General features: G+C 69.6%; 20 protein-coding genes. 9 read left to right on the plus strand and 11 right to left on the minus strand.

What is annotated here, in order from left to right; genetic code table 11:
- Positions 1-102 precede the first annotated feature (102 nt).
- Together HDC31_RS05335 and HDC31_RS05340 are read right to left on the minus strand one after the other, a co-directional pair.
- A complete protein-coding gene (locus tag HDC31_RS05335; RefSeq protein WP_113680698.1) occupies positions 103-1,449 on the minus strand; it encodes a serine hydrolase in 1,347 nt (448 codons plus the stop codon).
- Entirely contained in the window at positions 1,446-2,933 is a 1,488-nt protein-coding gene (locus tag HDC31_RS05340) for an amidohydrolase family protein (RefSeq protein WP_179515882.1), read from the minus strand. Before HDC31_RS05340 ends, HDC31_RS05335 begins: the two co-directional genes overlap by 4 nt.
- A gap of 180 nt (positions 2,934-3,113) precedes the next feature.
- Between HDC31_RS05340 and HDC31_RS05345 the strand changes: the two genes are divergently transcribed.
- From HDC31_RS05345 to HDC31_RS05365, 5 genes are all read left to right on the plus strand, one after another.
- A complete protein-coding gene (locus tag HDC31_RS05345) occupies positions 3,114-4,127 on the plus strand; it encodes a LacI family DNA-binding transcriptional regulator (RefSeq protein ID WP_046749709.1) in 1,014 nt (337 codons plus the stop codon).
- A 262-nt stretch (positions 4,128-4,389) separates the two neighbouring features.
- Positions 4,390-5,910 carry a multiple monosaccharide ABC transporter ATP-binding protein gene (gene mmsA, locus HDC31_RS05350; protein WP_218867587.1) on the plus strand — a complete coding sequence of 507 codons (1,521 nt, stop codon included), beginning with the start codon at positions 4,390-4,392 and terminating at the stop codon, positions 5,908-5,910.
- On the plus strand, positions 5,907-7,277 hold the full coding sequence (gene mmsB / locus HDC31_RS05355; protein WP_113680700.1) for a multiple monosaccharide ABC transporter permease: 1,371 nt from the start codon (positions 5,907-5,909) through the stop codon (positions 7,275-7,277). Before mmsA ends, mmsB begins: the two co-directional genes overlap by 4 nt.
- Positions 7,278-7,339: 62 nt before the next feature.
- Positions 7,340-8,455, plus strand: a complete 1,116-nt coding sequence (locus HDC31_RS05360) for a sugar-binding protein (RefSeq protein ID WP_113680701.1) — start codon at positions 7,340-7,342, stop codon at positions 8,453-8,455.
- Between the two features lie 123 nt (positions 8,456-8,578).
- Positions 8,579-8,827, plus strand: coding sequence for a hypothetical protein (locus tag HDC31_RS05365; RefSeq protein ID WP_058632415.1), 249 nt, complete (start codon positions 8,579-8,581; stop codon positions 8,825-8,827).
- Between the two features lie 78 nt (positions 8,828-8,905).
- Here the strand turns inward: HDC31_RS05365 and HDC31_RS05370 are convergent, their stop codons facing one another.
- Together HDC31_RS05370 and HDC31_RS05375 are read right to left on the minus strand one after the other, a co-directional pair.
- Positions 8,906-10,411 (minus strand): HNH endonuclease signature motif containing protein, encoded by a 1,506-nt coding sequence (locus HDC31_RS05370; RefSeq protein WP_179515883.1) that lies wholly within the window; start codon positions 10,409-10,411, stop codon positions 8,906-8,908.
- Between the two features lie 60 nt (positions 10,412-10,471).
- Positions 10,472-11,329 (minus strand): MurR/RpiR family transcriptional regulator, encoded by an 858-nt coding sequence (locus tag HDC31_RS05375; protein WP_058632418.1) that lies wholly within the window; start codon positions 11,327-11,329, stop codon positions 10,472-10,474.
- 119 nt (positions 11,330-11,448) lie between these two features.
- Here HDC31_RS05375 and HDC31_RS05380 point away from each other — a divergent pair, with 119 nt between their 5' ends.
- From HDC31_RS05380 to HDC31_RS05390, 3 genes are read left to right on the plus strand one after another with little or no spacing between them, the layout of a single operon-like run.
- Positions 11,449-12,345, plus strand: a complete 897-nt coding sequence (locus tag HDC31_RS05380; protein ID WP_058632419.1) for an N-acetylglucosamine kinase — start codon at positions 11,449-11,451, stop codon at positions 12,343-12,345.
- Positions 12,335-13,270 (plus strand): N-acetylmuramic acid 6-phosphate etherase, encoded by a 936-nt coding sequence (murQ, locus tag HDC31_RS05385; RefSeq protein ID WP_113681730.1) that lies wholly within the window; start codon positions 12,335-12,337, stop codon positions 13,268-13,270. Before HDC31_RS05380 ends, murQ begins: the two co-directional genes overlap by 11 nt.
- Positions 13,271-13,306: 36 nt before the next feature.
- Positions 13,307-13,972 (plus strand): SDR family oxidoreductase, encoded by a 666-nt coding sequence (locus HDC31_RS05390; RefSeq protein ID WP_058632431.1) that lies wholly within the window; start codon positions 13,307-13,309, stop codon positions 13,970-13,972.
- Between the two features lie 87 nt (positions 13,973-14,059).
- Here HDC31_RS05390 and HDC31_RS05395 read toward each other — a convergent pair whose 3' ends face one another.
- Together HDC31_RS05395 and HDC31_RS05400 are read right to left on the minus strand one after the other, a co-directional pair.
- Positions 14,060-16,045 carry a primary-amine oxidase gene (locus HDC31_RS05395; protein WP_113681731.1) on the minus strand — a complete coding sequence of 662 codons (1,986 nt, stop codon included), beginning with the start codon at positions 16,043-16,045 and terminating at the stop codon, positions 14,060-14,062.
- Positions 16,046-16,157: 112 nt separating this feature from the next.
- Positions 16,158-16,742 carry a TetR/AcrR family transcriptional regulator gene (locus tag HDC31_RS05400; protein ID WP_061015579.1) on the minus strand — a complete coding sequence of 195 codons (585 nt, stop codon included), beginning with the start codon at positions 16,740-16,742 and terminating at the stop codon, positions 16,158-16,160.
- 81 nt (positions 16,743-16,823) lie between these two features.
- On the opposite strand from HDC31_RS05400, the gene HDC31_RS05405 reads away from it, so the two are divergent.
- On the plus strand, positions 16,824-17,375 hold the full coding sequence (locus HDC31_RS05405; RefSeq protein ID WP_127012440.1) for a hypothetical protein: 552 nt from the start codon (positions 16,824-16,826) through the stop codon (positions 17,373-17,375).
- Positions 17,376-17,384: 9 nt separating this feature from the next.
- Here the strand turns inward: HDC31_RS05405 and HDC31_RS05410 are convergent, their stop codons facing one another.
- From HDC31_RS05410 to HDC31_RS05430, 5 genes are read right to left on the minus strand one after another with little or no spacing between them, the layout of a single operon-like run.
- Positions 17,385-18,602 carry a multidrug effflux MFS transporter gene (locus HDC31_RS05410; RefSeq protein ID WP_257021949.1) on the minus strand — a complete coding sequence of 406 codons (1,218 nt, stop codon included), beginning with the start codon at positions 18,600-18,602 and terminating at the stop codon, positions 17,385-17,387.
- A complete protein-coding gene (locus HDC31_RS05415) occupies positions 18,599-19,582 on the minus strand; it encodes an alpha/beta hydrolase (RefSeq protein ID WP_179515884.1) in 984 nt (327 codons plus the stop codon). The genes HDC31_RS05410 and HDC31_RS05415 overlap by 4 nt, the downstream gene beginning before the upstream one ends.
- Positions 19,579-20,586 (minus strand): alpha/beta hydrolase, encoded by a 1,008-nt coding sequence (locus HDC31_RS05420; protein ID WP_113680986.1) that lies wholly within the window; start codon positions 20,584-20,586, stop codon positions 19,579-19,581. Before HDC31_RS05420 ends, HDC31_RS05415 begins: the two co-directional genes overlap by 4 nt.
- 46 nt (positions 20,587-20,632) lie before the next feature.
- On the minus strand, positions 20,633-21,601 hold the full coding sequence (locus HDC31_RS05425) for an aldo/keto reductase (protein ID WP_179515885.1): 969 nt from the start codon (positions 21,599-21,601) through the stop codon (positions 20,633-20,635).
- Between the two features lie 7 nt (positions 21,602-21,608).
- Positions 21,609-22,709: a zinc-binding dehydrogenase gene (locus HDC31_RS05430; protein ID WP_179515886.1), complete on the minus strand. Its 1,101-nt coding sequence runs from the start codon at positions 22,707-22,709 to the stop codon at positions 21,609-21,611.

A 22,709-nucleotide genomic window follows, 5' to 3' on the forward strand; every position in this document is an offset into this window, starting at 1 on the left:
ACGGCGATGGGGCCGAGACTATTCGGGCGATCCGACGCCTCGTTGGTTCCCGGCGACGAGACTTGCGCAGACCTTGGTGCGGCCGGACGAACGTTCCCCGAGTCAGCGCCGCCGCACGGCGCGCAGGCCCACATGGAGCAGTTCGGGGCCGCCTTCCGTCTCGTCGAGGAGACGACCGACGGGCTGGGCGGCATCCGTGATCAGGGCGCCGTCGGCACGCACACGCAGTCGCAGGGGCGGCCGCGGAGGGATGCCGAGCGCGGCGATGTCCGCACGCAGCACCATCGCGAACTCGAGAGCATCACCCGCGCGGGTCACGTCGTAGTGCCACTGCCCGGCGTCGTAGATGCCCACCACGTCGTCGAGCCTGTCCGCGGGGCCGAGCTCGACCTTCTCCGGCGCCTTCTCGATGCCGCGAAGGTTGCGGAAGCACCAGTCGACGACGGCCGTCCCCAGCGCTTTCCCGCCACCGCTGTTGGTCAGGACCGTGACCGCGAGGTCTTCGTCGGGGGCGAGGACGAACTCGCTGAGCTGCGTGTCGGCGATGTTCCCTCCGTGCATCACGACCCGCGCCGAACCGTGATGGCCGAGCAGCCACGGCAGACCGATCGCATCGACGGGCGGGCCGGCCGCGAGGTGGGGCTGCTGCATCAGGAGTCGCGTGGCGTCGCTGACCGGCGTCGTTCCCGAGGTCTCGCCGCGCATCTGGAAGCGGGCGTATGCGAGCTGATCGCGTACGGACGACACGATCCCGCCCTCCGGTGCGATGTCACGGGTCAGCGGCCAGTGCGGGAACGTCGTCGTCGCTCCTGACCCATCGGGGACGTGACCCACCGCGTGCGGGCGGGCGATCACATCCCAGGGGAAGAAGAACGTTTCCGACATGCCCAGAGGATCGAACACGACGCGCTGCACGGCACGTTCGAACGTCTCGCCGGTGACCCGCTCGATCACACGGCCGAGCAACCGGATTCCCGCGTTGCTGTACGAAGCGATGGTGCCGGGAGGGAAGAGCTGCGGGAGCTCGGCGAAGGTCGCGACGTTGCGGGCGAGGGCGTCGTCGTCCCACCCGGGGCGCTCATCCGCATCGCCGAGGAAGCCGCCGGAGTGCGTGAGGAGATGCCGGATGCGCAGTTCAGCCAGCGCCTCCTCGTCGGCGAGCCGGAGGCCGGGGAGCACCTCGACCACGCGGGTGTCGAGGTCGATGGCCCCGGTCTCGACCAGATGCATCGCGACCGTCCCGGTGAAGGTCTTCGAGGTGGAGCCGATCTGGAACAGGGTGCGCTCCGTCACGGCTGCGCCCGTGTCGACCGCCGCGACACCGGTCATCGAGACGATCTCCCTGTCCCCGTCGATCACCCCGACGACCGCGCCAGGCACGTTTAGGGCAGCGGCCGTCTCATCGAGGAACCCCTGCAGGTCTGCGCTCGTCCCCTGTGCTGTGCTCATGATGCATCCCCCCGCACGGCGCGCCCCGGAAGCGCAGCGGTCACGAGCTCTCCTTCGTGCACGACGCGAGTGCCGTGCACGAACAGCTCCCGTACGCCCTGCGACGGTCGGGTCGGATCGGCGTAGGTCGCCCTGTCGCTCAGCGTCGTCGGGTCGATCACCACCACGTCCGCGTCCGCTCCGACCGTCAGGTGCCCCTTGCTCCGCATCCCGGACGAGACCTCGTCCAGGACGCGGGCGGGCAGGAAGGAGCAGCGGCGGAAGGCGTCGAGCCAGCTCCACGTGCCGCTCTCGAGCACCATGAGCCGGAGCGACTTGGCGAACGTGCCGGCGGTGCGCGGATGCGTGTGCCCACCGGGAGGGAGCGGCCAGTCGCGCTGCTCGTACAGCGTGCGGCCGTCGATCCCCGTCCAGGAGACCGGCATCGCGTCGCTCGCCACGATCGCGTCGGGGTAGGCGAGTGCGCGGTGCAGGTGCGCGCGGTCGAACGGATCGGCCTCGTCGAGGAACGTCACGATGCAGGTCGCTCCGGGGTCGGTCGCCCGCACCTCCCGCAGCCGGGCTTCGTCGGCGATGCGCTCGCCGGTGTCCACGAGCACCAGCGAGCTCGGGGTGATGCCCAGGCCCGGGAGCTTCTCGGGGGCGAGGAAGAACGCGCCGATCGCGGTGCTGCCCGCGCCGTAGGGGTAGGCCTCGACCGTGACGCGGGACCCGGCGGCGCGGCTGCGGTCGATCAGCCCCAGCACGCGGTCCACGTGCCGCAGCGAGGTGCTGTTCACGTGGCAGTGGTGCATCGCGGCACCCGTCTCGGCGGCGGCGCGGACGAGCTCCTCAGAGCCGTCGATCGGAGTGCGGGGGTCGGCTTCGATCAGCTCTCGCACATGCGTGAAGGTCGGAGCGTGCGCGGCGGCGGCGAGGCGAGAGAGGTCGAGGTACTCGTCCGGATCGGAGCGCGGCGCGTACCCCATGAGCACGCCGATGCCGAGGGCACCGGCCCCCAGCTCGTCCTCCAACAACCCCAGCCAGCGGCGGCGCTCCGCGGGGGAGGACGAGCGCTGCCACTCCGGTTTGCCGAGCAGGTCCATCGACGCGGTGAAGTCGGCGACGGGCACCCGGTCGAGGTGCGCGTACGCCCGCGCCTGCGACCAGGAGGCCGAGAATCCGTAGTTCAGCGGTCGGCCGTCCGCGGCGGCACGGGCGAGGGCTTCGGCGATGGGCATGAGTCCGGCTTCGAGGTCGAGTGCCGTGGTGACGCCGTCCATCGCCTGCAGCCGCTGTCCCGCGATGGAGTGCACGTGGCTGTGCAGGTCGACGAACCCCGGCCCGACGATGAGACCGGTGGCGTCAACCACCTCGGCATCGGCCGGAACCGTGAGTCCGTCGCCGAGAGCGGCCACGCGCCCGTCGGCGAGGAGGAGGTCGGTGATCCGGTCGGTCTCCGTCTTCGGGTCGATGACGCGCCCGCCGCGCAGCAGAGTGTCCACGCTGTCACCCTGCCATGCGGGACGAGGGCGATCCGGTGCGGTGCGACGAAACCGGGTGATGGTTCCGGTGCCGCCGTACAACCCGTTCTGCGCGCCCCGGTCCACGGGGAGGTGCACGGGAAGGCGTCGACAGACATAATGTACTGGGGATGTGACCGTGCACACGCAAGGAGGCAAGTGATGTCCACCGCCTCCGAGCGCGCCCGCCTGCCGAGTATCCGCGACGTCGCCCGCCTCGCCGGTGTCTCGCATCAGACCGTGTCCCGCGTGCTCAACGATCATCCGAGCATCCGGCCGGAGACGAAGGCCAAGGTGCTCGACGCCATCTCGGTCCTCGACTACCGGCCCAATCTCGCCGCGCGCGCCCTGGTCACCAGCAAGTCGAACATGCTGGGGATCCTGTCCGCGACGATCGGCGAGTTCGGACCCACCTCGTCCATCGCCGGCATCGAGGATGCGGCGCGGGAGGAGGGCTATTCGGTCTCGACGCTGAACCTCGCCGACACGACGCCGGAGGCGATCGGCCATGCGGTGCGGCAGCTGTCGCGTGAGCAGGCCGATGGGATCGTGGTGCTCGCCCCCCAGGTGCGGGTCTTCCATGTCCTGCGCGGCATGTCCGTCGACATGCCGTTCGTGACGCTGCAGACGGCGTCCGGATCCGACGGCGTGAGTCTGTCGGCGGACCAGGTGGCCGGTGCGAAGGCGGCAACGGAGCACCTCATCTCCCTCGGACACAGCGACATCCTGCACCTGGCCGGTCCCCAGGACTGGATCGAGGCGGAGTCGCGCATGCGGGGCTATCTCGACGGATTGCGTGAGGCCGATCTGCCCACGTTCCCGCCCATCCGTGGCGACTGGACGGCGGACTTCGGGTACTTCGCGGGCAAGGAGCTCTCGCTTCGACGCGACTTCACGGCGGTGTTCGCCGCGAACGACCTGATGGCCATCGGTCTGATGCACGGGTTCCGGGATTCGGGCGTGCGGGTGCCGCACGACGTGAGTGTCATCGGCTTCGACGACATCCCCGTCGCGGCACACGTCGCTCCGACGTTGAGCACCGTGCACCAGGACTTCCCCGAGCTCGGTCGTCGGGCGGTGCGGATCCTGCTCGCGGAGATCCGCGGCGAGCAGGTGCCGGCCTTCGGTCCGCTGCAGACGATCCTGCGCGCCCGCGAATCCGCCGTCGCCCGCTGACTCGTTCCCTGCGGCGCTGCGCGGAGGCTCGCGAACCCATCGAATCCTTTCGATCCGAGCTGTCGCCTGGGGGCTCGCGATCGCGCGCATCTCGGCAGTGTCACGGTCCGGATTCGAAATGCCGATGCCGACTTGACAGCAGTCCCGACGAAGACGACGATATAGCGATGTGAACGGTCACATCGAAGGTGACCGCACGTCGCGAGGAAGATCCGTGAGCACCACAGCAACGTTGCCTACCGTGTCAGGCCCCATCCTGGAGATGCGCAGCATCACCAAGGAGTTCCCTGGGGTCAAGGCGTTGGCCGACGTCTCCATCACCGTCCGAGCCGGCGAGATCCACGCGATCTGTGGTGAGAACGGCGCCGGGAAGTCGACCCTGATGAAGGTCCTGTCCGGGGTGTACCCCTACGGGACCTACGACGGCGAGATCCTGCTCTACGGCGAGGAGCAGCGGTTCAGGGACATCGCGGCCAGCGAGCAGGCGGGCATCGCGATCATCCACCAGGAGCTCGCCCTCATCCCCGAGCTCTCGGTCACCGAGAACATCTTCCTCGGCAACGAGATCCAGCGCGGAGGCCGCATCGACTGGACGGCCCAGAAGGAGCGGGCCATCGAGCTCCTCGCCCGCGTCGGGCTGAGCGAAGACCCCGACGCGCAGATCAAGACCCTCGGCGTCGGCAAGCAGCAGCTCATCGAGATCGCGAAGGCGCTCAACAAGGACGTCAAGCTCCTGATCCTCGACGAGCCGACCGCCGCGCTCAACGAGAACGACTCGCAGCATCTGCTCGACCTGATCCTCGGGCTGAAGGCCAAGGGCATCGCGTCGATCATGATCAGCCACAAGCTCAACGAGATCGAGCAGATCGCCGACGAGATCACCATCATCCGCGACGGCCGCACGGTCGAGACGCTCGACATCTCGCGCGGAGAGATCAACGAGGACCGCATCATCCGCGGCATGGTCGGTCGTTCCCTCGAGAGCCGCTACCCGGATCGCACCCCCGAGATCGGCGAGGTGTTCTTCGAGGTCAAGGACTGGTGGGTGCAGCACCCGACCGTGCCCGAGCGCATGGTCGTCAAGGGCTCGAACATCAACGTGCGCCGCGGCGAGGTCGTCGGCATCGCCGGTCTCATGGGAGCGGGTCGCACCGAGTTCGCCATGAGCATCTTCGGCCGCTCCTACGGCACCTTCCTCTCCGGCACCCTGATCAAGGACGGCCAGGAGGTCGCCCTGCACGACGTCGCCTCGGCGATCAAGCACGGGCTCGCGTACGTCAGCGAAGACCGCAAGGTGCTCGGACTCAACCTGCTCGACACGATCAAGCGGTCCATCGTCGCGGCGAAGCTCTCCAAGATCGCGCACAACGGCGTCGTCGACTCCCGTGAGGAGTTCTCGGTGGCCGAGCGCTACCGCAAGGCGCTGCGCATCAAGACACCATCGGTCGAAGAGGGCGTCGGCAAGCTCTCCGGTGGAAACCAGCAGAAGGTCGTGCTGGCCAAGTGGATGTTCACCGATCCCGACCTGCTGATCCTCGACGAGCCGACCCGCGGCATCGACGTGGGCGCGAAGTACGAGATCTACGCGATCATCAACGAGCTCGCCGCCCAGGGCAAGGGTGTCATCGTCATCTCCAGCGAGCTTCCCGAACTCCTCGGCATCTCCGACCGCATCTACACCGTCTTCGAGGGTCGGGTCACCGACTGCATCCCGGCCGATCAGGCGACACCCGAGGACCTCATGCGCAGCATGACCTCCACGAACCAGAAAGCATCCGCATGACCACCGACACCACCGCAACGAAGCGCGGCTTCCACTTCAAGGACATCACGAAGATGTTCGGGGGAGGGCAGTCGACCCTCCGTCAGTTCGGCATCCTCGGCAGCCTCGTCGTGATCCTGGTCGTCTTCCAGGTGCTGACGTGGATCTTCAAGGGCACCGGACTGACGCTGTCCTCCGGCAACCTGATCAACGTCGTCAACCAGTACTCGTACATCCTGATCCTGGCCATCGGCATGGTGATGGTCATCATCATGGGTCACATCGACCTCTCGGTCGGATCCGTCGCCGCGTTCACGGGCATCGTCGTGGCCAAGGCCATGCAGGACTGGAACCTCCCCTGGCCGCTGGGCATCCTCCTCGGTCTCGGTGTCGGCGTGCTGGTCGGGGCCTGGCAGGGATTCTGGGTGGCCTACGTCGGGGTGCCGGCGTTCATCGTGACGCTGGCGGGCATGCTGTTCTTCCGAGGCGCGAACCAGTGGGTCGGCGACTCGCAGTCGGTGCCGGTGCCGCAGGGCTTCAAGGTGATCGGTGCCGGGTACCTGCCCGAGTTGCCGTTCATCCCGGTGGACTTCAACGTGCTCACGATGCTCCTCGCCCTTCTCGGGGTGGCCTGGATCGTGTTCTGGGAGTTCCGCACGCGTCGCATCCAGCGCAAGATGGGTGCCGAAATGGCGCCGGCGTGGGTGAGCGTCACCAAGGTCGTGCTGATCTCCGCCGTGATTTTGATCGCGGGCTGGCTGTTCGCCACCGGGCGCGTGGGCACCAGCTTCCCGATCTCCGGCATCATCCTGCTCGCCCTGGTCATCCTCTACTCGTTCATCACGAACAACACCGTCTTCGGTCGCCACATCTACGCGGTCGGCGGCAACCGGCAGGCTGCGCGCCTGTCGGGTGTGAAGGACCGCTGGGTCGACTTCTTCGTGATGATGAACATGTCGGTGCTCGCGTCGCTGGCCGGCATGATCTACGTCGCCAGGGCGACCGCCTCCGGTCCCCAGGACGGCAACGGCTGGGAACTGGATGCGATCGCCTCGGTCTTCATCGGTGGCGCGGCCGTCTCCGGCGGGATCGGAACCGTGATCGGGTCGATCATCGGTGGTCTCGTGATGGCCTTCCTCAACAACGGTCTCGCCCTCCTGGGCGCCGGTGCCGACGTGGTGTCGATGATCAAGGGCCTCGTGCTGCTGTTCGCCGTCGGTGTCGACGTCTGGAACAAGCAGCAGGGACGCCCGTCGATCATCGGATTCCTCACGCGTCGCTTCGGCCGCAAGCAGGACCCGGCGACCGACACGTTCGATCCGACCAAGACGAACTACCCCACCAGCCAGAAGTACGAAGCCCCCGCCGTCGAAGAGACGCGCGGATAGTAGGGGCCCAGGCGCGTACCGCACGCGCACCTGGACCTTCACACACCAGAGAAAGAGATCACATGAAGAAGATTCTTCTGTCGGCGACAGCGCTTGTCGTCGCGGGCGCCTTCGCCCTCACCGGCTGCTCCTCGGAGCGCGGTGGCACCGGATCGGGAGCGGGGGAGGAGACCGCCAAGGGCTTCGCCGCCGACGCCACGATCGGTGTCGCCCTTCCGGACAAGACCTCGGAGAACTGGGTTCTCGCCGGTCAGCTGTTCACCGACGGCCTGAAGAAGGCCGGATTCAAGCCGGACGTGCAGTACGCACCGGCCAGCAACACGGTCGCCGAGCAGCAGAACCAGATCCAGGCGATGGTCACCGGTGGCGCCAAGGTCATCATCATCGGCGCGAAGGACGGCAAGCAGCTCGCCACCCAGGTCGAGGCCGCCCGTGACGCCGGCGTCACGGTCATCGCGTACGACCGTCTGATCGAGAACACCGAAGCCGTCGACTACTACGTGGCGTTCGACAACTTCAAGGTCGGTCAGCTGCAGGGTCAGGCTCTGCTCGACGGTCTCGCCGAGCGCGCGGGTCACGAGGCTCCGTACAACATCGAGCTGTTCTCGGGCTCGCCCGATGACGCGAACTCGGCCGTGTTCTTCAACGGTGCGATGGACGTGCTGCAGCCGAAGATCGATGACGGCACGCTCAAGGTCGTCTCGGGTCAGACCGAGATCGCCCAGACGGCGACCGAGGGCTGGAAGGCGGAGAACGCTCAGCGCCGCATGGACTCGATCCTGACGTCGACGTACAGCTCCGAGACGCTCGACGGCGTCCTGTCCCCGAACGACACCCTCGCTCGCGCCATCATCACCTCGGTGCAGGGTGCGGGCAAGCCGGTCCCGGTGGTCACGGGTCAGGACTCCGAGGTCGAGTCGGTGAAGTCGATCATGGAGGGCATCCAGTACTCCACGATCAACAAGGACACCACGCTCCTCGTCGAGCAGTCGATCAAGATGGTCGGCCAGCTCCAGAAGGGCGAAGAGGTCGACGTCAACGACACCGAGCAGTACGACAACGGCGTGAAGGTCGTTCCGGCCTACCTGCTCGACCCGATCATCGTCACCAAGGAGAACGCGGCAGAGGCCTACGCCAACGTCCCGAGCCTCCTCGAGATCGTGAAGTCGTACCAGTAAGACACATCGCTCCGCGACGCTCGTCGTCGCGGAACACGAGCCGTCCGGACCCTCGGGTCCGGGCGGCTCGTTCGCGTTGCGAGGGTGCTCGCGTCGGGTGGCTCCGATGATTACGGTGAAGGTGTGAAGCTCGCTCTGCGTCCGATGATCCCCGCCGATGCGGAGACGTTCGCGTCGTGGGCCGAGGATCCGGTGTTCCGCGCACACGCGGGGTGGAGCCAGGACATGACGGTCGATCGAGTCGCCTCGTGGTGGCGCGAGATCATCGAACACCCCGACCCCCGCTTTCTCGGCGCCGATTCGCGGTACCTGCGGTTCCACTTGTCACGGGCCGATTGGGTACGCGGCAGTCCGTTCAGGTCGGCACGCTGATCAGAAGCGTGCTCCTGAAGCGTGCTCCTGAAGCGTGCTCCTGAGGCGTGCTCCTGAGGCGTGCTCCTGCGAGGTGTCTCAGAAGCGCGGGCGAACTGGCTCGTCCGGTGCCGGCTCGTCTGGCGGTGACTCGTCGGTGAACACCACCGTGTTCTGGGGCGGTGGGCGGTCGATGTACTCGCGCCCGGTCGGGCTCGTCCATTCCAAGACGCCACCGGGGCGCTGCTCGACATGCCAGGGGGAATGGTGTTTGAGCATGTGATGTCGTCGGCAGAACGCGGAGAGGTTCGATTCGCAGGTGGCACCGCCGCTCGCGGCCGCATGATTGTGGTCGAGGTCGCACTTTCGGGCGACGATCCCGCAGCCGGGGAACCGGCAGCGTTGATCTCGGGCTCGAAGGTGTCGTCGCAGCCGCGCGTTCGGTCGGTAGCGATCCACCGCGAGCATCTCGCCGGAGATCGGATGCGTGAGCACCCGATCCCACCCGGAGGCGAGACCGGCGAGTGCTCGAGCAGTCGCCGTGTCGATCGGAACCACACCGTCGAGCTCGGCCGGCGGCGGCACAACGTCGAGCTCGGCCGGCGGCGGCACGGAACCTGCTCGCGGCGGCACGGAACCGGGCACGAACGGGAGCCCCTGTCGTGTGGCATCGTCGCGGCCCATCAGCGTCATCACCGGAACCGTGACCTCGACGCGGGCCTCGATCTCTCCGAGCAGGCCGTCGGCGGTGTCGTGTCCGGTGGGCGTTCCGGTCAGCACGAGGTCGGTCAGCAGGTCAGTGCGCAGCTGATCGACCGTACGCGCCTCGCGGTCGTGCGCCTCGGTGGTGCTTACATCAGCGGTGCTTACATCAGCGGTGCCTTCATCAGCGGTGCCTTCATCAGCGGTGCCTTCATCAGCGGTGCCTTCATCAGCGGTGCCTTGATCAACAACGGCGCTCTGCTGCTTCACCGCATGAGCCATCTGCGAGAGCCGATCGAACATACCGTGCACGAGCACGGCGGGAGCCTGGACGCCGAGCTCGGCCATGCCGTCTTCGAGGTCGCGCACCCAGACCCGACGCCTCTCCCGCGCATCGAGGTGCCTCTCGGTGAGCGTGCGCTCCTGGAACCGCTCCGCGAGCCGGCGGGCCAGCCTGCGCAGCCGGTTGGGGGATTCCCCCGCGGCCAGTTCCACCGCCTCGTCAGCGAACGCCTGTCGATCCGCCGCGTGCTCGAGGTGCGCGCCCGCATCGACGATGACGCGCGAATGCGCCGCGCTGATGCGCCCCTCGCCCTGGGCCCGCCACACGGCCGGGAAGCGTTCGACCAGCCAGGAGGCGTCGGCCATCCGCCGTTCCACCGTGCGGTCGCTCACGCGCTGTGCGGCCCCGATCTCGGCGGCCACGGCGCGGATCGCCATGTCTCCCCGGTCGGGGTGCTCCGCGGCGCGGGCGATGTCGACGGCGAGGCGCCCTGCCATCGCCAGCATGCCGTCGCGAGCGGCGTGCATGCTGCTCAGCGTGGCCTCCGCCGCTTCGAGCGACGCGACCAGATCGGCGAGCATCGCCATCTGGGTGTCCGTCGCGTCGAGCAGTGCGTTCATGGACTCAGTCCATCATGGGCCACCGACATTCCGACGGCGGCGGCACTCGGGTGAGATCGCTCAGCCGCGAAGCTCTCGGGTCGCCTGGCCGGTGCGCTGCAGCGCGTCGACCGTCTCGGCGTAGCGGCGCTTGGCGACGCCGAGGAACAGGCAGTCCACGAGGGTGAGCTGGGCGATGCGACTCACCATCGCCCCCGCGCGGAAGCTCGACTCGCGCACCTCGGTGAACAGCGCATGGTCGGCCGCGCGGGCGAGCGGAGAGTGCTTGGCGGAGGTGACCGCGACCGTGGTCGCGCCGCTCGCACGCGCGGTCTCCAGGAACCGCACGGTCTCGAGGGTCGAACCCGAGTGCGAGAAGCCGATGGCGACCGTGCCCGCGGTGGGCAGCGCCGACACGGCGACGGCCTCGTGGGGGTCGGCGGGCATGTGGGCGTTGCGTCCGACACGGAGCAGCTTGTGGCTGAGGTCCTCGGCCACGAAGCGGCTGGCACCGAGGCCGTAGAGGAGGACGCGCTCCCCGCGGTCGATCGCGTCGACGGCAGCCTCGAGCACCTCGAAGTCGAGCCGCGCGACGGTCTCCTCGATGGCCAGCAGTTCGAGTGATGCGACCTTCGACACCGCTTCCTGCAGGGTGTCCGACTCCGAGATCTCCGACCCGTAGGCGCCCCGTGCCGAGAACTGGGCGGCCTCCTTGCCGAGTTCGGAGGCCAGGGCCATGCGCAGCGGGGCGTACCCGCTGAAGCCGATCGCCCGGCAGAAGCGCACGACCGACGCGACGGAGGTGTCGCACTCCGCGGCGAGTTCGTTGATGGTGCTGTCGATCACGACGGAGGGGTTCTCACGCACGACGAGGGCGATGCGGGCGAGGGAAGGGGTCAGCGTGGATGCTGCCGCCTCGATCGTCGACTGGATGCTCATGCCGTCCTCCGTCGTGGTGAGTGCGAGGTGTGAGGTGCGAGGTGTAAATTCTTTTTGCCGAGTCTACTTCCGATGTAGGCTCTTTTCACAGACGTTTTCGCCGATCCGGAGGAGGGCCCATGGACGCACGCGTCACGGCATCCGTCGACCTCGGCAAGTCGCGGTGCCGCGTCCTCGTCACCGGCCCCGACCGCCGGATCGAGCGTGACGGCGTCGGAGCGCCCGGACTCGCCGCAGCGGGCGGGGTGAAGAGCGCGCTCGAGGCCATCCTGCGGCTCCTGTCGGGCGACGAGGGTCTGGAGCTGGTCGGGGTGGGTGCGGCCGGCGCATGGCTCGCACCCGATGCTGCGCGGGATCTGGCCTCATCGCTCGCCGCGGCGACCGGAGCGCAGACCGCTGTCGCGTCCGACGTGGTCACCGCTCATGCGGGAGCCCTCGACGGCGGCGCCGGCGTGCTCCTCATCGCCGGGACCGGGGCGGCCGCGTTGGGCATCGACTCCGACGGCGCGCGCCTCGTCGACGGCTGGGGCCCTGAGCTCGGCGACCTCGGCAGCGGCTCGTGGCTCGGACGGGAAGCGCTGCGCGCCGTACTGCGCGCGAACGACTCGCTGGGGCCGAGCACGGTCCTCACCGCGGCGATCGCCGATCCGGTCGGTGACGTCTCCGACATCCAGGCGTGGCTCGCGGGCGGCGAGCCCCTTCCGCGGCGCCTCGCGACGCTCGCGCCCCTCGTGCTCGATGCCGCGCAGAACGGCGATGCGGCTGCCTCCGCGATCGTCGACGAGGGCGTCCGTCTGCTCACGGCGACGGCCACCGCCGCTTCCGCGCGCACCGCCGACACCGTCATCCACGGCGGTCTGACCGACCACGTCTGGTTCCGCCAGCAGCTCACGTCGTCCCTGCAGGCAGCCGAGCGTCGGGTCGTGCCCGCGCGCGGCGACGCCCTCGACGGGGCGCTGCTTCTCGCGCGCCGCACCGACCTCCCCCATGAAAGGTTCGTCCACCGTGCCGAATGACGACTCCCGCCTGACCGCCCTCCTCTCCGTGCTGGAGCGCCTCGACACCGAGGCCTCGACGACGGAGCGGGGCGACCTCGACCTGCTCGGCACGGCCGAGCTCGTGCGACGGATGAACGCGGAGGACCGCCGGGTGCCCGAAGCCGTGGCCGAGCGCGCGGAGGAGATCGCGACTGCCGTCGACGGCATCACCGAGCGGTTCCGTCGCGGCGGACGCCTCATCTACATCGGAGCGGGCACCGCGGGCCGCATCGGCGTGCTCGACGCGAGCGAGTGCCCGCCGACGTTCGGCACGGATCCCTCGATGGTGGTCGGTCTGATCGCGGGTGGTGAGGCGGCCATCCGCTCCGCCGTCGAGAACGCCGAGGACGACGACGCGGCCGCCGAGGCGTCGCTGCGCGAGCTCGGACTCACCGAGCGCGACACGGTGGTGGGCATCTCGGCCTCCGGCCGTACTCCTTACGTCGTCGGCGGCCTGACGTATGCGCGCGGCATCGGCGCGTTCACGGTGGCGATAGCGTCGAACGCCGACTCCGAGATCGGGGCCGCGGCCGAGGTCGCGATCGAGGTCGTCACCGGACCCGAGTTCATCTCCGGGTCCACGCGGCTGAAGTCCGGGACGGCGCAGAAGCTCGTCGTGAACATGCTCACGACGCTGTCGATGATCAACCTCGGCAAGACGTATCGCGGCGTCATGGTCGATCTGCTGGCCACGAACGAGAAGCTGCACGCCCGTTCGATCCGCACGGTGTCGCAGCTGTCCGGCGTCGACACCGCGGGGGCGGCCACGGCGCTGCAGGCGGCGGACGGCTCGGTCAAGCTCGCGCTGCTGATGCTCGCCGCCGACGCGACGGCGGATGCTGCGGCGTCCGCGCTCGACGAGGCCGACGGGATCCTTCGCGACGCCATCACCGCGCTCGCCTGATCGGCGCGCTTCCCGCGCGTCCGATACGGTATGCGGATGCCCCTCGCTCTGATCACCGGCGCTGCGCGCGCCGACAGCATCGCCGCCGGAATCGTCCCCCGACTGCGCGCCGCCGGCTGGACCGTCGTCACCAGCGACCTGCGCGATGCCGACCACCCGGCCGACCTCTCCACGGTCGAGGGACCAGAAGCGCTGATCGCGGAGGTGACGGCGACTCATGGACCGATCACCGCGCTCATCCTGAGTCACGCGCACGATGTGGAGTCAGGAGTGCTCGACACCACAGCGGAGAGCTTCGACCTGCACGTCGCCGTGAACGCGCGAGCGACCCTGCTGCTGATCGCGGCCTTCGCCCGTCAGGTCGGCGACGACGGGGGAGTGGTCCTGGCGTTGACCAGCGACCACGTGACCGGCAACCTCCCCTACGGCGCGTCGAAGGGGGCGCTCGACCGCCTCGTCATCTCCGCGGCGCGCGAGCTCGGCCCCCGGGGGATCTCCGCGAACGTGCTGAACCCCGGACCCGTCGACACCGGCTGGATGGACGACGAGACGCGCACGGGCCTGGCCGGCATGACCCCGCTCGGACGCCTCGGCCGGCCTGCGGATGTGGCGGCCGTGGTGGAGTTCCTCGTGTCCGACGAGGGGCGCTGGATCTCGGGGCAGCTGCTGAAGTCCGACGGGGCCTTCTCGGCGCAGTACTGACTGTCGCCGGGCCTGCGACCTGCGGGCCCGGTGCCTGTGCCTGTGCCTGTGCCGGTGCCCTGCAGGCTCGGCTCCGCAGGCGCAGGATCAGTGCTCGCAGGTGCAAGACCCTCCGCCGCAGCAGGCCGATGCCGCACCTCCGTGCGCCTGCGAGGACTCCGGCACGTCCATGGCCGGGTTCTGATCGAGGAACCCTGCGGGCTTGAACCAGAAGCCGGCGTAGTCGACGGGCATGATTGGCCAGTCCTCGGGGCGGGGGAAGTGCGTCAGGCCGAAGGTGTGCCAGAGCACGATGTCGTGTCCGTCGATGTCACGGTCCGCGGCGGCGTACTCCGGCAGTCCGGAGCCGCCCTGGTGGGCGTTCGGGTAGCGACCGGCCGGCCAGATCTGCCCCGGCTCGAAGCGCGTCGCCCACAGGTGCTTCGTCGCGAAGGCGGCGCGCGCGGCGACGGAGGACTCCGGGTCGGCCATCAGCAGCGCGGTCGGCTCCGGGATCAGGTGGTACGCCGTGGGTCGGCCGACGTGGTTCGTCCGCGAGGCGCTCTGCACCTCCCAGACCCGCGCCACAGAGGAGTCCGCGTCGCGCTGCGCCTCCGACTCCGTGCGCAGCGGTGTCTCCGACCATGTGAAGGCGTTGCCGAAGGGGTTGTCCTCGCCCATCGGGATGCGCTGGGCATCCACCTCGACGAGCCGGTTGTCCTCGCCGTCGATCGCGACGTCGAGGCGCGCACAGAACAGGTGCTGGTGGACCGGGGCGAACACGCCGGGCGCGAGTTCGGTCGCATGCCTCTGCCGCACGCCGGGTTCACCCGCACCGGCGAACACGATGCCCGTGGCTTTGGCGACGACCTCGATCGAGCCGTCGAGGCCGAAGTTCCAGTAGAAGCCGTAGTCGTAGTTGCCGATCGTGGAGAAGTACGACACCACGAACCGACGGGAGCGGCGCACGTCGGAGCGACCGGCGAGGTCGGTGTGCTTCCAGAGGATGCCGTAGTCCTCCTCGTGCATGCAGATCACGTTCGGGATCCGTACCGGGTGGCCGTGGTCGTCGGCGACGTAGCCGTCGACGTACCGGATCACACCGAGGCAGTCGCAGCCGAGCTCGAGGTGGTTGGCGTTCTTGCCGAGCAGGTATTCGCCGGCGTCGAAGTAGCTGATCCAGAAGCGTCCGGGAGCGGTGTCGCCGTAGGGGACCACCATCTCCGGAACGCTCGCCCTGCTCAGCACGGATCGTCCCTGGAACGTGACGTCGTGCAGCACGAGTCCCTCGCGGGCGTTGAAGTCGACGCGCATCGACCAGCCCTCCCACTCCACGAGCGACCCGGTGACGGAGAAGCTGGGCCCCTCCGGCTGGGTGATCTCGATGGGCTTCAGAGTGGTGCGCGCCTCGCCCTGCACTTCGGGGTAGTAGTTGCCGTGTCCGGCCGGCACGGGCACGTCGCCATGGTCCTCGACGCGGATCACGCTGTTCGAGGTGAGGTCGATGTGCACGATGAGGCCTTCGACCGGGTGCGCCCACGGGGAGTCGTGCTCATCGTGCTTGAGGAACGTCAGCGAGCGGATCACCCGGCGGCCCACCTCGTCGGCACGCCCGGTGTATCCGGGGGCGAGGGGGCCGCAGAAGGCGAGAGCCATGTGCTCCTCGAGCCCCCGACGCTTCATCGCGGCCTGCCATTCCGGCGAGGCCTTCGCGATGCTCTCCGCGCGCTCGTACTCCTCGAACAGATACTGCGGCTGTCCGTAGGGCGGGGCGTCGTTCGGCACCCGGTGCGTGCGCAGCACCTCACGACGGGTGATCGAGACCACGACCTCCGTGGCGATCCCGGTGGCGATGTCGAGCAGTGTCACGTCGACGCGGCGGTCGACGGCGGATCCGGCGGTCCACGTCGCGAGCTCGTCCTTGGTGGGCTCGTCGGGGAGCAGCATCGGCACGCGGGTGGTCGCCGTCATCAGACCAGCGGCGTCGAGCACCTCACGGGCGGCGGCGATCTCGGTTCCGGTGAGGGGATCGTGCGGGTGCGGAGCGGCGATCTTCCCGATCGACACGGGCTGCGGAGCATGGTGGGACATCATCGACCTCACTATTTTCGAGCGACTGCTCAATAAACGGGTTGGCACGATGATAGGGCCGACAGCCCGTCCTTCGCAACGGGGCGTCTTCCCGACGAGGCGTGCGGAGGGGGTCTCAGGCGCGCCAGGGGGCGAGCGCGGCGTCGAGCACGGCGAGGTGCGCGGCGGCGGACTGCGGCTCCGTGACCTCGACGATCTGCTGCCCGTAGGTGATGGAGCGCAGCAGCGTCACGATCGTCTCGGTCGGGGTGTCGGTGCGCAGCTCGCCGTCCTCGACCGCCTCGCGCAGCGCGAGCCGGGTGCTCTCCTGCCAGGTGGCGAGGGTGGGTACCGCCGCGTCCGGCGCGGGGGCGAGTGCTGCGAGGCGCCCCCAGAATCCGACCACGACGTGCGCCTCGGTGCGGGTGCGCTCATCGATCGGGAGCACCTCGCGCATGAGTGCGTGGAGGCGGGGGAGGCCGCGAAGTCCTGCCGTGGCCGCGGCGATGCGCTCCTCGGTGCGCCGGGTCACCTCGGCCGCGGCTGCGCGCACGACCTCGTCGAAGCCGTCGAAGTAGTGCCAGAGTGCACCCGTCGCGACGCCCAGCTCCTTCGCGACCGCCCGCGATGACACGCTCTCGTGTCCGTCGCGAGCGGCGACGGCGAGCAGCGCCTCGGCGATCTGCCTGCGGCGCTCATCGTGGTCGACGATGCGGGGCATGACTCCATCCTGGCGCATGGCGTCGAGACCTGCGGCATTGCGGTCTAGCATTATTGAGCGATTGATCAATATACTGCGGCTGTGGATCACCTCCTCCCCGCAGCACCGTGGCTGATGGCCGCGGCGGCGATCGTCTCGGCCGCCGCTACAGCGGCGCTCTGGCGCGCCGTGCCCTGGCAGGGGCGGCAGGCATCGCTCATCATGGCTGCAGCCATGCTCGCGCTCGCGGCGACCGACGGCCGCAACCCGCTGGTCGGGCTCGTCCTGGGTGCGGTGCTGCTGGTCTCGGCCATGGTGGGCACGATGGGGGTGCGCGGCACGGCGGCGGCGGCGAGCTGCTGTCATCGAGCGCTGGTCTCCCTGGTGATGGCGATGTGCGCGTTCGACGGAGCGGTGGCGGCAGATCCGGTCGGAGGAGGCGCCTCGGCATCCGTGTCGTCCGGTCACGGCGGGCACGGGCTGTCGGGAGTGCTGTCGGTGCTCGTGCTGGTCGGAGTCGTCGGGGTCGTGCTGTGGACGGTCGTCGCGGAGTGGTTCGTCGCCCCCGTGCATCGAGGTCGCACGGCGCGTCTGCTCACGGTCGAGTCGTGGGCGATGGCTGCCGGCGTCGCTGTCATGTGCCTCGGATTCTGAGCGGAGCTCTCAGACGACCGCGGCCGGGCGCACGAACGCCCACGCGGCGACCGCGGCGACGGCCGCAGCCACGGTCATCGTCACCGCCATCGTGACCGCGTTCGTGCCGCCGACTCCCGCGGCGATCGGCGCGAGCACGGGGCCGAACAGGAACGTCGACATGCCGAGCAGGGCAGAGGCGGTGCCCGCTCGTGCTCCGTGGTGGGCGAGCGCGAGGGTCTGGCCGTTGGGGCCACCAAGCCCCGAGCACAGCATGAAGCCGATCAACGCGGCGACGATGCCCGTGACGCCGACACCGGAGAGGGCGAGCGCCAGGAATGCGGTCGTCGCGACCAGCGTGGCCGAGATGCCGCCGAGGTACACGCGCAGCGGGCCCCATCTGCCGACCACGAGACGGCTGAGCTGGCTGCCGGCGATGCTGGCCAGCGCTCCGGCCGCGAAAGCGAGGCTGAACGACTGCGGGCTCAGGCCGAATTCGTCCTGCAGCACGAACGACGACATCGACAGGTAGGTGAAGAAGGCGACACCGCCTCCTGCTGCGGCGCACAGCACGGCCACGAACAGACGATCGCGGACGACGGCCCCGGCATGGAGTCCGAGCGTGCGCAGACCTCCGCCGTGACGGGCGGCGGCAGGCAGGGTCTCCGGCAGGGCGAGCACGACGACCAGGAGCAGCACGACACCCACCGCGCTGAGCACGCCGAAGATGCCTCGCCAATCCATGATCAGTGCGAGTTGACCGCCGACCACGGGTGCGACGATCGGCGCGGTGCCCGAGACCAGGAACAACAGCGACAGCATGCGCGACAGCTCGACGCCCTCGAACTGGTCGCGGGCGATCGCGAGGCAGATCACGATGCCGGCCGATCCCGCGAGACCCTGCAGGAAGCGGACCACCAGCAGGACCTCGATCGTCGGGGCGAGAGCACACAGGAGGGAGAGCACGGCGAAGGCCGAGACGCCCACCATGAGCGGGAACCTCCTGCCGAGACGATCGCTGAGCGGCCCGGCGACGAGCTGGCCGAGGCCGAGGCCGATCATGCACGCCGACATCGTCGCCTGAGCGAGCGCCTCGGTGGTGTCGAGGGACGCGGCGAGCTGCGGCAGTTGGGGCAGATACAGATCCATCGACAGCGGACCGAACGCCTCCAGCATGCCGAGCACGAGCATGGCCCGCAGCGTGCCCATCCGCGGGCGCGGGGTCGGTCCGGACGAGGTGATGCTCATCCGTCCAGGCGCAGGGTGCGCCGCAGCCAGCTGTCGCGAGCGGCGACGGCCGCCCGTGAGACCTCCGCTTCGGGGGAGAAGCCGGAGAACCCGTGATAGCCGCCGGCCCAGACGTGCAGCTCCGCGCGACTTCCCGTCGCCCAGATGCGCAGGGCGTAGTCGACCGCCTCGTCTCGGAACGTCTCGGCCGCTCCGACCTCGATGAACGCGGGCGCGAGGCCGGACAGGTCGTCGGCGCGCGCGGGCGAGGTGTACGGGGAGACCCGGTCCGTGCCGCGGTCGGATCCGGTGATGGCGTTCCAGGCCGTGTCGTTGTTGTGGCGATCCCAGGCGCCGAACCCGTCGTACTGGCGACTGGAGACGGTGTCGTTGCGGTCGTCGAGCATCGGGCAGCCGAGCAGCTGTCCTGCCAGGCGTGGGCCGCCGCGGTCGCGTGTCATCAGGGCGACGGCAGCGGAGAGCCCGCCGCCCGCGCTCATGCCGGAGGCGATGATGCGGTCCGGGTCGATGCCGAGCTCGTCGGCGTGCGCGGCCATCCACTCCAATGCCGCGTAGCAGTCCTCCGCCTGTGCGGGACCGGGATGCTCGGGGGCGAGGCGGTACTCGACGGCGACGCCGATCACGCCGTGGCGTTCCGCGAGGTCGATGAGCTCGCCCGTGCCGAAGAACCGGGTGCCGAGGACCATGCCGCCGCCGTGGATCGACAGCACGGCCGGCGCCGGTGCATACGCGGGTGCGGTCGGGCGGACGATCGTGACCTCGATGTCGGGGGCGCCGTCGGGGCCGGGGATGGTCCGGTCCTCCCAGGTGACCGCCCGCCCGGCGGCCTGTGTCGCCATGGGCGGGATGATGGTCGCGAAGTGGTCGCGGTTGGCGTGGATCGTCTCGGCGCGCAGCGGGATCACCTCGACGAGGTCGACGAACGCGGTCAGCCCCGGGACGAGCGCGGGGTCGTACGGCACCGGCGCGGGGGCGGTCATCGGGCTTCCAGCCAGATCCGGCGCAGCCAGGAGGCGCGGGTGGCGAGGGCCGCGCGCGAGATCTCGGCATCCGGCATGTACATGTCGAAGCCGTGCGCGCCACCGCCCCACACGTGCAACTCCGCCTGACCGCCGGTGGCCCAGATGCGCAGCGCGTACTCGGTGTCCTCGTCGCGGAAGGCCTCCGCCTCGCCGACCTCGATGAAGGCGGGTGGGAGGGAGGCGAGGTCGGTCGCACGGCTCGGAGCGGCGTACGCCGGGGCTTCCGGGCTGAAGGCGAGGTCGTCGCCGAGCACGCACGACCAGGCGAGCAGGTTCATCTCCCGCTGCCAGGTACCGATGCCGTCGTACTGGCGGCTCGCGACACTGGTGTTCGTGTTGTCGATCATCGGGCACAGCAGCAGCTGCCCTGCCATGACCGGTCCGCGCCGGTCGCGGGCCATCAGCGCGACGGCCGCCGTGAGGCCACCACCGGCGCTGCCGCCTCCGACCACGATGCGATCGGGGTCGATCCCGAGGTCGGCGGCGTGGGCGTGCACCCAGAGGAAGGCGGCGTAGCAGTCTTCGACTCCGGCCGGGAAAGGGTCCTCCGGCGCAAGACGGTACTCGACGTTCACTGCGACGACGTGGTGCTCGGCGACGATGTCGACCACGCGGCCGGTCTCCCAGGAGCGGTGTCCGACGATCATGCCCCCACCGTGGATGTTCACGAAGCCGGGGAGCACCTCGTGCGCGGTGCCGACGGGACGGAACACCGTGATCTCGATGTCAGGGGCGCCGGCGGGGCCGGGGATGATCCGGTCCTCCCACTCGATCGCACGTCCGGCGATCACGGCGTCGTTGTCGGGGAACATGCGGTCGGTGCCCTCGCGCGGGAGGGTGTCGCGGGTCAGCGCTGGCTGCGGGTTCCTGTCGAGCTCATCGAGCACGGCCTGCACCTCGGGGTCGAACGGCACGGGGGTGAGGGTGGGGCGTCCGGTGGCGGTGGCGGTGGGGGTGGTCATGGGTCTCCTTGCGAGGCTTCGGGCGGGCACGGTCGCGGGGCGGTGTTCAGGGGCCCTCGGGGTCGACGACGTCGCGGTCGGCCCAGAACGGTTCGACGAGTTCGCGGAGCGTCGTGGCGCCGACGCGCTCGACCAGCGCGGCGGCGTCGAGGTTCGCCCGCAGCTGCGCGACGCTCGATGCGCCGAAGAGCGTGGTCGTGAGGGCGGGATGCGTGAGGGTGAACGCCAGGCCGAGCTGTGCGGGCGAGACGTCGAGCGATTCCGCGAGCGCCGTGAACGCGGGCACGTCGGCGATGATCCGCGTTCGGATGTCTCCGGGGTCGCGGCCGATCTGCCGGTCGCCGTTCACCTTTCCGGCGAGCACGCCGCCTTCCAGGCAGTCCGAAGCCTGCAGGGTGAGGCCCTGCTCCCACAGGCGGGCGAACGGGGCGCCGTCGGGGATCGAGCGTCGGGACACGCTGTACTTCAGCTGTGCGATCTGCGGGCCGGCGACCCCCTCTCGTGCGGCGAGGTCGATCAGGGTCTGGATGCTCGAGGCCGACCAGTTGTTCACGCCCCACGCGCGGATGAGTCCGGATTCGGTGAGTCGGGCGAGATCGATCACGAGGTCGCGCAGGTCGAGGTCGTCCCGCCGCAGGTCGCCCAGGATCACGAGGTCGGCGTGCTCGACGCCCACCCGCATCAGGGCGTTCTCGAGCTGCGGGCGGAAGCCGTCGGCGTCGAAGGCCTCGAGCCACAGCTTCGACGACAGCAGCCAGTCCTCACGGGCGAGACCGGCGGCGCGGACCATGGCGGAGAAGATGACATCCGTGAACACGGGCGGGGCGCCGGGCGCGGAGTACACGCCGACGTCGAAGAGGTTGACACCGCGCTCCACGGCCTCCCGCAGCATGGCCACCGCGTCGGCGAAGTCCATGCGGTCGTAAGTGTGCCAGGAGCCCAGGGAGAACAGCGAGGCGTCGATGCCGCTGCGACCGATCTCGCGGCGGGGGACGGTGCGGAGGGGAGTGGTCATCGGAGGCTCACATTCTCGGGTCGATGACGGCCTTGACCTCATCGAGGTGGTGCATGCGGGCGATCTTGTCCGAGGCGTCGGCGAGACCGACGGGGGCGCTGAACAGGGCGTCCCACGGGTAGCGATCGGCGAAGGCGGCGAAGAAGTCGATGGCCCTGGCGTAGTCCGAGATGTCGCCGTTCAACGAGCCGACCACCGTGAGCTCCTTGCCCATGATCGTGCTGAGGGCGAAGCCGTCGCCCGCTGGTCCCGTGGAGCCGACGATCGCGATCGTGCCGCGCTGCGCGGCCATGCCGACGGCGTCGGGGCCGACGCTCGGTGCCCCGGCGAAGTCGAAGACGTGGTCGGCGCCGAGGCCGCCGGTGAGCTCGAGAACCTGATCCACGACGGGTCCGTCGCGGAAGTCGACGACGGCATCCGCACCGAAGCGCGCGGCGAGCTCGAGGCGGACGGCGGGAGCGCCGACCGTGATGACGCAACCCGCACCGGCGATCTTCGCGACGGCGGTGGCGAAGATGCCGAGGGCTCCGGACCCCTGGACCACGACGGTCGAGCCTGGACGGATGCGGCCCGCGCGCTCGAAGGCGCGCAGCACGGTCTTCGCCGCGCATCCCGCCATCGACGCCCACGTGTCCTTGACCGTCGGCGGCAGCAGCAGCTTGGCTGCACCGGGGGTGACGTAGGCGTACTCGGAGAGCCCCGCGGTGGCGAACGGGTGCACATCGGCGCGCTGCAGGAATCCGTAGCCGCGGCGCGAGCAGGCGACGGGTTCGCGCAGCACGACGCAGCCGTGGCACTCCCCGCAGGTCGACTCCGACCAGCCGATGCGGTCGCCGGCGGAGAGCGGTCGACCCAGCGCATCGCGGGTATCCGTGCCGACGGCGACGATCTCGCCGACCATCTCGTGCCCGAGGACCATGGGCAGCATGCCGGGGAAGGTCATCCTCCCCTCCCAGATCTCGATGTCGGTGCCGCAGAGCGTGGTGCAGGCGATGCGCACGAGCGCGGCGCCCGGTTCGACCTCGCTCGGGAGGGGGAGCTCCTGCAGTGTGAGGGGTTCGCCGTGGGCGGTGAGCACGGCGGCGCGGGTGAGGGTGGGTATCGACAT

It is taken from the genome of Microbacterium sp. JAI119 (assembly GCF_013410135.1).
GTDB classification, from domain to species: domain Bacteria; phylum Actinomycetota; class Actinomycetes; order Actinomycetales; family Microbacteriaceae; genus Microbacterium; species Microbacterium oxydans.